This window comes from Solibacillus sp. FSL W8-0474, assembly GCF_038004065.1.
GTDB classification, from domain to species: Bacteria; Bacillota; Bacilli; order Bacillales_A; family Planococcaceae; genus Solibacillus; species Solibacillus faecavium.
The window spans coordinates 419,088-431,605 of the sequence record NZ_JBBOQJ010000001.1 but is presented as its reverse complement, the minus strand read 5'-3'; the positions used below and the strand labels follow the sequence as shown (position 1 = coordinate 431,605).

Genomic DNA, 12,518 nt, shown 5'->3' with positions numbered 1-12,518 from the left:
CCTGGCTTAACTAATAGAAAATTAACAATAAAGTACCAACCAAGAAACAGTAATATGCGAAATAATGCAACTTACCATTTTTCATGATTCCCATAAACCAACGCATAGCAAAGTATGTCATAAATAACGTTGCAAGGAACGTTACTGTGTAGGGAATGGCTAAGTCCATTTTATTTGGCTCCGCTAAGAAATCTGTGTAACCTAATACTACTCCGCCTAAACTTACCGGAATATACAGCATGAATGAGAATCGTAAAGCCGTCTCTTGGTTCATGCCAACTGCAATGGCAGATATAATTGTCGCACCTGATCGGCTAATACCCGGTGTTAATGCAACCGCTTGCCCTAAACCAACTAGAAATGCATCTTTAGTTGTTAGATCACCGTCACGCTTTGTTCCTCGCAAATTACGAATTAGCCATAAGGCAATCCCTGTAACAAATAACATGATAGCAATGATCGTCATGCTAACATTATCTGCAATTACATCACTAAGCAATACACCTAAGACACCAGCTGGAATAGAGCCGATTATAACGTATATCGCAAAGTTAAAGTCTGCACGGTACCTAGCATCACGTGTTTTAATAAACAGTAAAAATCCCGTAAGCAATCGAATAATATCTTCACGAAAAATGAACATAATGGCGATTAATGATGCTGTATTCGTTAAAATGGCGAACATAAATCCTTGCTCACCCAACCCTAAAATTTCACTTGCAATCATTACGTGACCACTGGACGAAACTGGAATTGGCTCTGTTAAACCTTGCACCAATCCGATAATAAAGTGCTTTAAAACTAAAATTAAATCAAAATTTTCCATTTGTATCTCCTAAAAAAGTTGTTATCTTCTGTTAGACGACAAAGTACGCCTAAATGTTCTCCTCTTTACGATAATACTGTTCGCCAATGTGTGCAAGAGCTTTTGGTAAAGTTCCACCTGTCACAAAAAATAATTGGCGTGTGGCACGAGAAGCCATTGTATAAAGTAAATAAGCATCCATCTTTTCGGTATAGACCCCAGCATTCGCATCCGCTACAACCACTGTCGTAAATTCAAATCCCTTCGCCATATAGCCCGGCATAATTAAAATGCCCTTCATATATACCTTTTGCTCCTCCGTTACGAGCTGCAATTGTGGTACGAGTGGCTTTAATTCATGATATAACTGCTCACAGGCTAACTTATTTTTGCATAATATGACAAAGCTGTCCTGCTCTTTAAATTGTACTTTTACGAGTTGGGCAATCGTATCAGTTACAGTTACAGTCGCAGTCTCAATAACTTGCGGCTTCTCACCTGATACACCGAGCGATTGTGTCGTCGTATTGTTCAATATGGCACTCATAAAATCGGTAATCTCATTTGTTGAGCGATAGGATTTATTCAGCTCGACTACTTTGAAATGCTTTGCCAATGGACCAGCCAGTGAATCCTTCATTTGTGGATGCACGAGTTGATTTTTGTCGCCCAGCAATGTGTAATGGGCTTTCGGATGCATCGCTTTAATTGTTAAGAGCTGTAAATAAGAATAATCCTGAATTTCATCAATAACGATATGTTTGATTGTATTATTGGCATACAAGCCTTTGACAATTGCCTGCAAGTACATAATTGGCGCTAAATCTTCATAATACAATATGCGATTTTTTAATGTTTCAGTAGTTGCCTCTTGAATCGCCTGCATAAATAAATCATCTTTTTCGAATCCGAGTGAATTAATATACATTTTATTGATGTTAACGAAACCGAGTTGCTGAATTGTACTTTCTAGCTTTCCATATCTTTTTTGCAGCTTTTCATTTACTTGCTGTTCAATTTCCTTATCCGTTCCGATGTAAGCATTTACAGCCTTTAGTTCTTTCATCAATACTTTACGGTCCTTCGATTTTTGCTGCCCCACTTTTTCCAATAGAACATTACGGATTTTTTTCAGGCGAAAATCAATGTCCAGTGCACCATATTTCTCATAAAACAATTCGGTTAGCTTTTTTGCAGAAACGAATAGTTTCCCTTCTACCTTTAAGTTGTAAAATGGCATGCCCGCCTTTTTTATGCTCGCAATATAATTGAGCAGTTGTTTTACATAATTATGCGACCCCTTAAATGCATAATATTCACGCCCTTCATCGGTCGCAAGTTGCAGCCGCTCAATGTTTTCGTAGCTTGTTTCCGCTTTGTAATGTGTTAATTTTAAATCGCGCAATAAACGATAATAAGTTGTATGCTGTACATTTTCCTCACCGAGCTCCGGCAAAACATTTGAAATATAGTCATTAAACAAATCCGATGGTGAAATGAGTAAAATGCTACGCGCATTCATTGTCTGACGGTATTCATAGAGCAAAAAGGCAATTCGCTGCATCGCTACTGACGTTTTCCCACTACCGGGTGGTCCTAGTACAATGAGGTTGTCTTTATTTGAAGAACGAATGACGATATTTTGGTCACTTTGGATTGTAGCAACGATCGACTTCATCTTTTCCTTTGCGGTATCGGATAAAAGGCTTTGTAGTACTTCATCTCCTACATAAATATCCGCATCCAATACCTGCAACAACTCATCATACTTCACTTTGTATTGGCGGCGTCCTTGAATCGTTACAGAAATATATTCGCCGTCCGGAATTTGATAGCGTGCCTGTCCAACTTTGTTTTCATAAAAAAGACTCGAAATCGGTGCACGCCAATCATAAATTAGAACATCATCCGTTACTGGCTCCCTAAAAGTCGATAGGCCAATATATAAATGCTCGCGCTCACCTTGTTCATTTTCGAGTGATATGCGTCCGAAATATGGACTTTTATATAAAATTTGCATCTTGGCAAGTTGTTCACTTTGCTGTACATATTCTCGTTCACGTAATTGCATCGTCTGTAGCATTTGTGAAAACTGGATGGCACTTTCCCCTGAAATATCATTAAACTCCGAAGACGCTTGTGTACGTTCCTCGACAATGTCGCCTTTTTGCTTTTTTAAATGGTTTGTCTGCACTTCGATTTGTTGTTTTAACAGCGCACTAATTTGCTTTAAATGCGCCTCTTCCTTTTGCCAAATCGTTTGTTCCATCTTCTGTTCGCCTCCAAATGCTCCAAAAGTAAAAATTTTACTTACTTATTTCCAGATGAATATTCATGCTACAACAAAATCACATGAGATTCAATCTGAAGAATGTATTAATTTCCATTATTTAGAATCCAACTAAAGATGATATACCCCTACGGCAGATGACAAGCTAAACAAAAAAAGTGAAGCATCCATTTTCGGGACACTTCACTTTATTTTACTGAATATCTACTGGCTGCTTTGACAATGTTTTCGTCATTTCACAATATTGAACGAATACTCGTGCCAATTCACGAAGACGGTTGTGTACATCTTCATCGATAATTTTATTATCCTTATCAAAATGATCAGCATGCGTATATACATAGTTTGGTGTAACTAGGCATCGGAAATAGTCCAAAATCGGACGTAATTGGTTTTCTAATACTAAATGGTGCTGATACGTACCGCCATTGCCGATAATCGCTGCCGGCTTGTAGCGCATTGCTTTTGGTGGAATCATATCAAACGCATTTTTCAATACACCAGGAATAGATGCCTGAAAGATCGGTGAAGCAAAAATATAAGCATCAGCTTCTTCAAATTTTTGAATCATCATTTTCATATCGTCGTTAAGCGGACTGCCATCTAAAATTTGATGCTTTAATTTTGAGAAATATAATATCTCCAGCTCCAGTGAAGGGTTAAAAGCTTCGATATATTGTTGAACTTGCTCCAAAAGAACGCCGGTTTTACGGCCAAATATGGTGCCGTCGACAAGTAATATTTTCATAATTGTTCCTCCATGTAACTCGTTGTACTCATATTGTATCAGAATAACTTATTTTGATAATAGGTAGTTGCTTAGGAAAGATCAATTTCAGTCTTTTGTCTGACATTGTTATGTCGGAATAAAAATGCTATTTTTCTTTGTCGGCTTCCTTTAATTTACTGTGATCGATTTCAGTATCTTTATCTGCATGTGGTAACTCTTCTTCGTAGAATTTCTTCCAATTGAAGGTTACCTCCTCGTCTATAAATGAGTCTTTTTCTACATTTATCGGCATTTCCAATTCCAAAAGCTCATCTGATAAATAAATTGCTATTTTTTCCTTTTTACCATGCAGCGCGATGACTTTCATAGCTTTAGCAATTTGCTTTGCAGGGATTGAACGTACCTTTTTCATCGGACCCACCAGTAAAGGATTGAGCACTTTTAATACCTTTCCCCCCACCGTCTCACCTAACCGAAACTCCGGACGATTCCCGGTTATTAATGAGGGGCGGACAATAGATAGTTTCGGGAAATCCATATTAATCAATTCCCTCTCTAAATTCCCTTTTACCCGACTATAATATGCGAACGCTTTTTCATTTGCACCCATTGCCGAAATAACGATAAAATGACCGACACCCTTATTTTTAGCAAGTGCGGCAACTGACAATGGAAACTCAAAATCAACCTTTTCAAATTGTTCTTTTGACCCTGCTTTTTTCATCGTTGTTCCTAAGCAGCAAAACACTTCATGCGCAAACTCAAAATCACACTCAGCAATCTGATCAAATTCACAAAGTCTTACATCCAATTTCGGATGGGAAAAATCAAGCGGTCTTCTCGAAAGGACATTTACTGCCGCGTATTCTTCACTTTCACACAGCAGCTTAACGAGTTCCGTCCCAACTAATCCTGTTGCACCTACGACTAAAGCTGAACGCATTACTTTCATATCTTTCCTCTTTTCTACGATTTAATGTATGTACTCTCTCATTCATAATTTCGGCTATTCCACCATATTTTATAGAGATAGTGGAAAGGATGGGATATACGTGCAAAAAAGAAAAATTATCTGGATTATCGAACAATGTGATATTAAAGGGACGTATCCTTTTGAACGTGCGGTAACATTAGCAAATTTATTGCAAGATGAGAGTGTCATTCTATTCGTTAAAACTAATAACCAGCAGCTCATTGATAAATTGGCCCAAACAGGCTTAAATATTAATCTTTTCGATCGTTTTACTGAGCTTAAAAAGAAAATCCGTGAGATTGAACCACATTTAATTATTCACGACGGAAAAGATACACTAGTAGAACAAGTTGAAATGATTAGACCATTTTGCTCTACTATTGTTCACTTTGATGATTTTGGAGTTGGGGCACAGCTGATAGACTGCCACCTCGTCGCTCTGTTTGGCGAATCTCATGAAGATTCACATGTACACGAGCTTGCAGGCAGTTATGCATTTGCCGTTCCACCGAACTTAGAGAAAGTTGCATATGAAGTTCTCGAAACACCTGACAGCACTATAAAGGGCGAACTCCCGCACATTGTTGTCGCCTTTGAAGATGGAGATAACAATAATTTAACATACCGCACATTGCGCCACCTAACACAGTTGCACATCCCGCTGAAAATTTCCGTTGCCATTGATGATGATTATAAGCATGACTTGGATAGTTTAAAATTAATGGCTTTAAGCCGGAAAAATACAGTCATAGTCAAAAAGTCCGACGCACTTCTTCAACTAATGCCACAAGCGGACTTAATTATTTGTAATGCCAACTATACACCATATAAAGTTGCAGCAGCCGGTATTCCTTGCATTACAACCGCTCAACATGATAATGAACTCAACTATGCTTTCACTCGTGAAATGAATGGCTTTATCCATATCGGTTTAGGCCGGAAAATGAAACAATCTATTATTCAAAATGCGGTAATGGAGCTTTTACTTCATGAACAACGTCGCGAACGAGCTGTCCGTAAACAACGAAATCTTGAAATTTTGACAAATAATGAGATATTAAAAAATTTACTGTTGGATTTAGCCTATGCCCGCCATAATATGGCACACATTTAAGTATTGGTAATTGTAGTCTGCGCCTTTCGGGTATATATTAATGTGTTTCTTATATAGATTCCGCAAAAAATTAAGGTTTCTTATCCTCCATATTAGAATGCATTATGTTACAATATGAAAAGGTAAATTTTCGTTCGTAAAGGAGCAATTATCGATGTTAACAAAAGACCAGCTGCAGCAGCAAATCGCCGAATTAAAGATGGATTACATCAATCTTCAAGGCGATATGGAAAAGCTTGAATCAGTAGGCCATCCAGACTCAGTCAATCAAGCGCTCGTACGTCTTGAAAATATGGAAGCACGGCTAGCAGAACTAAACAAACAGCTCGCAGCACTTTAATGTTGCGGGTTTTTTTTGAGGAAAAAGCAAAGTAATATAATGCCGTTTTTGGTACTTGTTGATTTCCGTTTCGGCGGACGCTTTCCGGGGGTGTGGCCCGAGCCTGTAGTCTCAGGCGTCAGGCTATTCCCCAGGAAGCTTTGAGTGACTTCTTTGACTCTGCTTCGCTCTGCAACGATAGGCGGAGCCGACAGTTGCACTCGCCACCTACACTCCAATCAACTATATTATCCGCTAATTTTATATTACTTTTTACCATACTATTACTTATACAATAAAAACACTCGGAGGATTATATATGGCAATTTTAACTGTTGAAAAGTTAGGTCATTCATTTGGTGACCGTACATTATTTAAAGATGTATCGTTCCGTCTTGTAGAAGGCGATCATATTGGTTTAGTAGGTGCAAATGGTGTCGGGAAATCGACATTAATGAGCATTATTACAGGTCAGGCAATTCACGATGAAGGAAAAGTAGAATGGCTACCTGGCACACACTACGGTTATTTAGATCAGCATACGGTTTTAACGGCTGGTCGTTCGATGCGCGATGCATTGCGTGATGCATTTTTACCGTTGTACAAAAAAGAAGCACGCTTAAATGAAATTTCAGCTGAGCTTGCAGAGCCAGATGCAGATTATGACAAGCTTTTAGAAGAAATGGCTGAAATCCAGGATGCACTGGATGCAGGCGATTTCTATACATTAGATATGAAAATTGATGATATTGCTCGTGGTTTAGGATTAGATGCAATTGGCCTTGACCGCGATGTTGCAGCATTATCAGGTGGTCAGCGTACAAAAGTACTGCTTGCCAAGCTTTTACTGGAAAAGCCAAAAGTACTGTTACTGGATGAGCCGACGAACTATCTGGATGAAGAACATGTTACTTGGTTAAAAAACTACTTAAAAAATTACCCATATGCTTTCCTTTTAATTTCGCATGATACGGAATTCATGAATGATGTAGTTGATGTCATTTTACATTTGGAATTCGCAAAAATGACGCGTTATACGGCAACATATGAAAAGTTTATTGAGCTTGCGGAAATAAATAAACGTCAGCATATTGATGCATATGAAAAACAACAGGAATTTATTAAGCAGCAGGAAGATTTCATTGCCCGCAATAAGGCTCGTTACTCAACAAGTGGCCGTGCGAAATCACGTGCGAAACAATTGGATCGTATGGAGCGTATTGATCGTCCAGAAACTGCTGTTAAACCTGAATTCAGCTTTAAAGAAGCACGTACACCTGGCCGTTACGTAGTTGAAGCCGAAAACTTAGTTATTGGCTATGATAAAGAAAAGCCGTTACTGCCTCCTCTTACATTCCAAATTGAGCGCGGCGAAAAAATTGCACTAGTAGGCATGAATGGTGTCGGGAAATCGACTCTATTAAAAACAATGCTAGGGAAAGTCCAACCGCTGGACGGGAAAGTCATTTTAGGCGATTATTTAGAGCCATCTTACTTTGAACAGGAAGTAAAAGCTGATAAAATTACGCCGATTGATGATGTATGGAATGCCTTCCCTTCAATGGAACAGGCACAAGTCCGTGCAGCATTAGCACGCGCTGGTCTTAAAACAGATCATATTACTCGCCCACTGAATTCACTTTCTGGTGGTGAGCAGGCAAAAGTACGTCTTTGCAAGCTGATGATGGACCAAACAAACTGGTTAATCTTTGACGAACCGACAAACCACTTAGATGTTGATGCAAAAGAAGAACTAAAACGTGCGATGAAAGAATTTAAAGGCACAATCGTTCTTGTATCGCATGAGCCTGAGTTCTATGAAGGCTTAGCAACAAAAGTATGGAATGTACAAGATTGGTTCACTACGCGTGAAACGAAGGAATTAAACGAATTTAAATAAATTGTTGGAGCAGTATACTCTCTTTATGGAGTGTACTGCTTTTTATTTTTTATTTTAATTTGAATATTTTAAGTTCTTTTTAGAAAAAGTGGAGAATATATTAGAAATTCGAGGATTTATTTCTTCTATATTATTAATCTCCTTCTCTCTTAGTTTCTTTACAAAACTGTAATATAAAAATTGAAACTTTTTTTATAAGAATACGTATATTTTATTAGAAGAATGGGTATACAGATAAAGGTAAACATATAAAAAAACCAGTTGCATTATAAATAGCTTACTGGTAAGATATTATTATAAATAAATGTCTTACAACTAAGCTATCACCAAATTATTGATTATGGGAAAGCGAGGAAAATTATTATGACAGTAACAATCTATACACAATCAAGCTGTTCCTCATCACGAAAAGCATTAAAATGGTTAAACGAAAATAACATTGCTTATACGGAAAAGAGAACAACTTCTCAACCTTTAACATTAGCAGAATTTAAACATATTTTAAGTATGACAGAAGACGGTACAGATGAAATTATTGCGACAAACTCGAATGATTTCAAAAACCTTGATATTGATATTGATCAGTTATCCATTCAGGAACTGTACAATTTGATTCAACATCATCCACGCATGCTGCGCAGCCCTATTTTACTTGATGAAAAACGCATTCAAATCGGCTATAACGAAATGGACATTCGTCGTTTCATTCCACGAAAAGTGCGAGCATTTGAATTAAATGCCCTTCAAAAATTAGCCGTAGAATAGCGATAACATTTGGAGTTGACACTTAAATGAATGAGCATAAACGCGAGCAATTATCCGACCTTTTTGAAAAGATGACATCGTTAGAACGCAAAATTGCCAATCAATGGAATAGTCAAAATCAGCTAGGCTTTTCAAAATCACATATTTTAATTCTAGCTTACTTACATACAGACGGACCAAAGCGTCCTTCTGCCATTGCCGAGAAGCTAAAAGTGACTACAGGCGGTGTAACGGTTTTGACGACGAAGCTTATTAAAGCTGGACTAATTGAAAAAACTCAAAATGAAGCGGATCGCCGCGCTTCGCAAATTCATATTACAGAAGCAGGAATCGAAATACTCGAACGCTCTCGCCAACAAGTAGATAATCTTTTTGAGAATCTGTTCGGTATGTTAACAGAAGATGAAATTAAAACTTTAACAGCAATCTTTGAAAAATGTGCGAAATTTTAAACCACGCGAGCATTCACTGCTCACGTGGTTTTTTAGTTTAGATCGGGAATCAGGTGAACGTGTTTTAATTTTATTCGTCATTTTTTGTGAGTTATTCGCCATACTTGCTTCTATATTCGCCAACTGAGCTATCATAATCGTCAATACCAATGTCATAATATCCACTTTCAGAATTTTATTAGCTACTTCCACATATATTCGCCACTTAAATTTTTTAATCGCCCTTTTACACAACTTATTCGCCATTATAAAGGGCAATTTAACATAAAAAAGCTACAGCAACTTTTTGCCATAGCTTTCGTCCTAAAAATTATTAAGCTAATACTGCTTCTGCGACACCATTATCGGATAGTAATATTTCTTTTAAGCGTGCTTTTGCGCGGAATAAACGTGATTTCACAGTACCAATTGAAACTTTCATCAGATCAGAAATTTCGGCTAATGAAAATTGGTCCACATAGAAATACCATAATGTTTTTTGATAAATATTATCAAGCTGGCTCATTTTTTCCTGCACAATTTTCGTGATTTCTGTTTTTTCCACAATTTCTTCTGTCGTAAAGTCATTGTTGGGAACCAAATCTAAAATCGGTACGTCTAATTGTTCAGGTTGATTCATCATGTATTTACTGCGACGAACATTTTTGCGATAGCGGTCGCGGAATGTATTCATCGTAATGGTTGTCAGCCAAGCTTTCACATGGTCTACTTTTGCTACTGATTCTTCATAACGTACAACTTTTACCCAAACTTCCTGCATCAAATCTTCTGCTTCATTTTGATTGCGAGTTAGTTTTAAACAAAGGTGATAGATGTAACGGTTATACTCATCATAGATATTTGTTAGTAATTCATTCATTTTTTTATCCTCCGATAGAATGTATTTTATATAAGGTCAATTTATGTGCAATTTTATAAATATCCATTATGCATCGGCATAATATGGTATGACCTTATTGTGCCAAATAAAATACTTACGCTCTATCGGATTGGCTTTCAATTACCTTACAATGCTGTAAGAATCGAAGAAATCATTTGAACTGTATGACCTTCTATGTAACTCCCTCACTACATTGCCTTACACTATTCCCTTTTCTTACAATGTCTCCATCATATAAGAAATGAGCTCCATAACTTTTTTATAATCTTTCTCAAAGTTCGGCTGTATCGTACTAATTTGCGCAAAGTTACGCTCCTTTAAGTAGGCGCTGTCACTATGGAGCAAAAATCCATTCAATTCACATGTTTGTATGATGAGAGGCATTTTTTCGTGTTGCCACGATGCAATCATCGGATACATCGTCTTTACAGGTAACCCTGAGCTTTTAATAAGCTCCATCCGTTTGTTCAATACAGTATAGCGCTCCGGGTAAGCTTTCAACGCATCACTTACTGCCTTAATATAAAAATGCGGTAATGTAAACGGAATTTGTCTTTCAATATAATATGGTAAGTTTAAATAAAGAGGTGCATCACTCGCACACGGCAATTCTCTACAAAAGACGAAAGCCAGACCCGCTATCGTTCCAAGTGCCTTCCCACTAACCGCTGTCGCATAGAGTAACCCTTCCATCGAAAAAGGCAGCGCAGCAAACGAGCTAATACAATCTGCACAAAGCTTTATCCTATATTTTTTTGCCAGCTCTAAAAGAGGCTCGAGTGGATTCAATATACTATTGGATGTCTCACCATGGACGAAAATAATATAGTGGTAGTTACCCTGCTCTAAAGCTGACTCAATTTGTGGCATATCAAATTCATTACCCCATCCAAAGTCCAGGCACTCGACATGTAACCCCCACTGCTTTGCCTGATTTTTTAGACGATTGCCGAATTCCCCGTTCACTAAAATAAGCCCCTGCTCCTGGGGAAATTCACTTTTCAACTGACCGAGCATTGCATCGTTGGCTAGTGTCCCTGTACCGACGAGCGGAATGACGTGATTGGCATGCGCCAGCTTGCATAGCTGTTGCTTCATATCCTGCAGTTCCTGATTAAATTTATTGGAACGATGCGAAATGGTTGCTGGTTCAATCGAATGTTCAAGCGCAACCGGACCTGGATAAAACACAATATTTTGCTCACGCAGCCGTTCACGAAATACTTCACTATCTTTTCTGGTTAATACCATGGGCAAATAGCTTGCCTCTTGTGTACCTACTGCTGGCGCAAACTGTTTAAACCCCATTTGTGTATATAGCTTTTCTTCTCTTACTGTCCCTGAAATGACACAGGCAGTATAGCCCACATCATAATAATAACGATAAATGGCAGTGGCAAGCTTTGCAAACACACGCCCATTACGATGTGCCTTTTTAACGGCAAGCAACCGGATTTCGCATAAATATTCACAAACTTCAGGGTCTAGGTGATTTTCTACATTTCCGATTTTCTGGTCAATCGAAAATGGTCTTTTGTCTCGAAATGCAGCCATTCCAACTATTTCGGTGTTCTTATAAACAATGAGGTAAACATTTTCATGATGAAATTTATCAATAAGACGCTTGGAAGGATTGGGCTGATGCTGTGGTATTTCTTCTACAAACGTTTCATAATTTAATGCAGCAATCGCATCGAATTCTTTTTCCGTTGCAGCAATTTTACTCCAATACATTTGGCTTCACTCTTTCTATAATACTATGTCTTTGCTTCCAAATAACAAGCAGAAGTGCAATGGATACGATAAATCCTACTTCTGTATAAATGCCTGTAACAATTCCATATACGATAAAGCCCCCACCCATACTAAGCGTTGCACTTTTCGTAATGCCTAGACAGATTAAAAATCCAGCTAAAAACGACAAAAATATTAAAGGAGAAAAAGCGAGCATTGCACCGATAACAGTTGCGACACCTTTTCCACCTTTCCCGCTATTCCAAAATGGATACAAGTGACCAAGCACGACGGCTATAATTGCCACTGCAATTGTCAGCTCAGGTAACTCAAGAACACGCCCTGCAACTACAATGGCCACACCCTTTAGCCCATCACCAATTGCAACAATGACAAAAGCTGATTTGCCAAGTGTTCTTCCCGCATTCCGCGCCCCTAAATTCCCGCTGTTTTGCTCGTGTAATTTGACTCCCTTTATCTTTGCGACAACTGCCGCTATTAAAATTGTTCCAAGTAAATAACTCGCTATAATAAAGAGCATTATATTATCCCCTCT

12 protein-coding genes are annotated in these 12,518 nt (G+C 38.1%); 5 read left to right on the top strand and 7 right to left on the bottom strand.

What is annotated here, in order from left to right; translation table 11 throughout:
* Positions 1-10: 10 nt before the first annotated feature.
* The 4 genes from NYE67_RS02170 to NYE67_RS02155 form a co-directional block, all read right to left on the bottom strand.
* Complete coding sequence (locus NYE67_RS02170; protein WP_340726840.1) at positions 11-826, bottom strand: undecaprenyl-diphosphate phosphatase; 816 nt, start codon at positions 824-826, stop codon at positions 11-13.
* Between the two features lie 49 nt (positions 827-875).
* On the bottom strand, positions 876-3,074 hold the full coding sequence (gene helD, locus NYE67_RS02165; protein ID WP_340729005.1) for an RNA polymerase recycling motor HelD: 2,199 nt from the start codon (positions 3,072-3,074) through the stop codon (positions 876-878).
* A 214-nt stretch (positions 3,075-3,288) separates the two neighbouring features.
* Positions 3,289-3,843: an NADPH-dependent FMN reductase gene (locus NYE67_RS02160; RefSeq protein ID WP_191700706.1), complete on the bottom strand. Its 555-nt coding sequence runs from the start codon at positions 3,841-3,843 to the stop codon at positions 3,289-3,291.
* Positions 3,844-3,970: 127 nt separating this feature from the next.
* On the bottom strand, positions 3,971-4,777 hold the full coding sequence (locus NYE67_RS02155; protein ID WP_340729004.1) for an NAD(P)H-binding protein: 807 nt from the start codon (positions 4,775-4,777) through the stop codon (positions 3,971-3,973).
* Positions 4,778-4,877: 100 nt separating this feature from the next.
* On the opposite strand from NYE67_RS02155, the gene NYE67_RS02150 reads away from it, so the two are divergent.
* From NYE67_RS02150 to NYE67_RS02130, 5 genes are all read left to right on the top strand, one after another.
* Positions 4,878-5,912, top strand: coding sequence for a PseG/SpsG family protein (locus tag NYE67_RS02150; protein WP_340726837.1), 1,035 nt, complete (start codon positions 4,878-4,880; stop codon positions 5,910-5,912).
* Between the two features lie 154 nt (positions 5,913-6,066).
* On the top strand, positions 6,067-6,252 hold the full coding sequence (locus NYE67_RS02145) for an SE1832 family protein (RefSeq protein ID WP_191700703.1): 186 nt from the start codon (positions 6,067-6,069) through the stop codon (positions 6,250-6,252).
* A gap of 298 nt (positions 6,253-6,550) precedes the next feature.
* On the top strand, positions 6,551-8,131 hold the full coding sequence (locus NYE67_RS02140; RefSeq protein WP_340726836.1) for an ABC-F family ATP-binding cassette domain-containing protein: 1,581 nt from the start codon (positions 6,551-6,553) through the stop codon (positions 8,129-8,131).
* 363 nt (positions 8,132-8,494) lie between these two features.
* Positions 8,495-8,896 (top strand): transcriptional regulator Spx, encoded by a 402-nt coding sequence (gene spx / locus NYE67_RS02135; protein WP_191700701.1) that lies wholly within the window; start codon positions 8,495-8,497, stop codon positions 8,894-8,896.
* Between the two features lie 26 nt (positions 8,897-8,922).
* Entirely contained in the window at positions 8,923-9,348 is a 426-nt protein-coding gene (locus tag NYE67_RS02130) for a MarR family winged helix-turn-helix transcriptional regulator (protein WP_191700700.1), read from the top strand.
* A 313-nt stretch (positions 9,349-9,661) separates the two neighbouring features.
* Here the strand turns inward: NYE67_RS02130 and NYE67_RS02125 are convergent, their stop codons facing one another.
* The 3 genes from NYE67_RS02125 to NYE67_RS02115 all read right to left on the bottom strand — a co-directional run bounded on the left by NYE67_RS02125 (position 9,662) and on the right by NYE67_RS02115 (position 12,503).
* Positions 9,662-10,207, bottom strand: coding sequence for an RNA polymerase sigma factor (locus tag NYE67_RS02125; protein WP_191700699.1), 546 nt, complete (start codon positions 10,205-10,207; stop codon positions 9,662-9,664).
* 237 nt (positions 10,208-10,444) lie between these two features.
* Positions 10,445-11,962 (bottom strand): aminotransferase class V-fold PLP-dependent enzyme, encoded by a 1,518-nt coding sequence (locus NYE67_RS02120; protein WP_340726835.1) that lies wholly within the window; start codon positions 11,960-11,962, stop codon positions 10,445-10,447.
* Entirely contained in the window at positions 11,949-12,503 is a 555-nt protein-coding gene (locus tag NYE67_RS02115; protein ID WP_340726834.1) for a glycerol-3-phosphate acyltransferase, read from the bottom strand. Before NYE67_RS02115 ends, NYE67_RS02120 begins: the two co-directional genes overlap by 14 nt.
* Positions 12,504-12,518 lie beyond the last annotated feature (15 nt).

Coding starts and splice junctions, on each gene's coding strand:
- NYE67_RS02170 (WP_340726840.1), bottom strand. CDS start 826: ATGGAAAATTTTGATTTAATTTTAGTTTTAAAGCACTTTATTATCGGA.
- helD (WP_340729005.1), bottom strand. CDS start 3,074: ATGGAACAAACGATTTGGCAAAAGGAAGAGGCGCATTTAAAGCAAATT.
- NYE67_RS02160 (WP_191700706.1), bottom strand. CDS start 3,843: ATGAAAATATTACTTGTCGACGGCACCATATTTGGCCGTAAAACCGGC.
- NYE67_RS02155 (WP_340729004.1), bottom strand. CDS start 4,777: ATGAAAGTAATGCGTTCAGCTTTAGTCGTAGGTGCAACAGGATTAGTT.
- NYE67_RS02145 (WP_191700703.1), top strand. CDS start 6,067: ATGTTAACAAAAGACCAGCTGCAGCAGCAAATCGCCGAATTAAAGATG.
- NYE67_RS02140 (WP_340726836.1), top strand. CDS start 6,551: ATGGCAATTTTAACTGTTGAAAAGTTAGGTCATTCATTTGGTGACCGT.
- spx (WP_191700701.1), top strand. CDS start 8,495: ATGACAGTAACAATCTATACACAATCAAGCTGTTCCTCATCACGAAAA.
- NYE67_RS02130 (WP_191700700.1), top strand. CDS start 8,923: ATGAATGAGCATAAACGCGAGCAATTATCCGACCTTTTTGAAAAGATG.
- NYE67_RS02125 (WP_191700699.1), bottom strand. CDS start 10,207: ATGAATGAATTACTAACAAATATCTATGATGAGTATAACCGTTACATC.
- NYE67_RS02120 (WP_340726835.1), bottom strand. CDS start 11,962: ATGTATTGGAGTAAAATTGCTGCAACGGAAAAAGAATTCGATGCGATT.
- NYE67_RS02115 (WP_340726834.1), bottom strand. CDS start 12,503: ATGCTCTTTATTATAGCGAGTTATTTACTTGGAACAATTTTAATAGCG.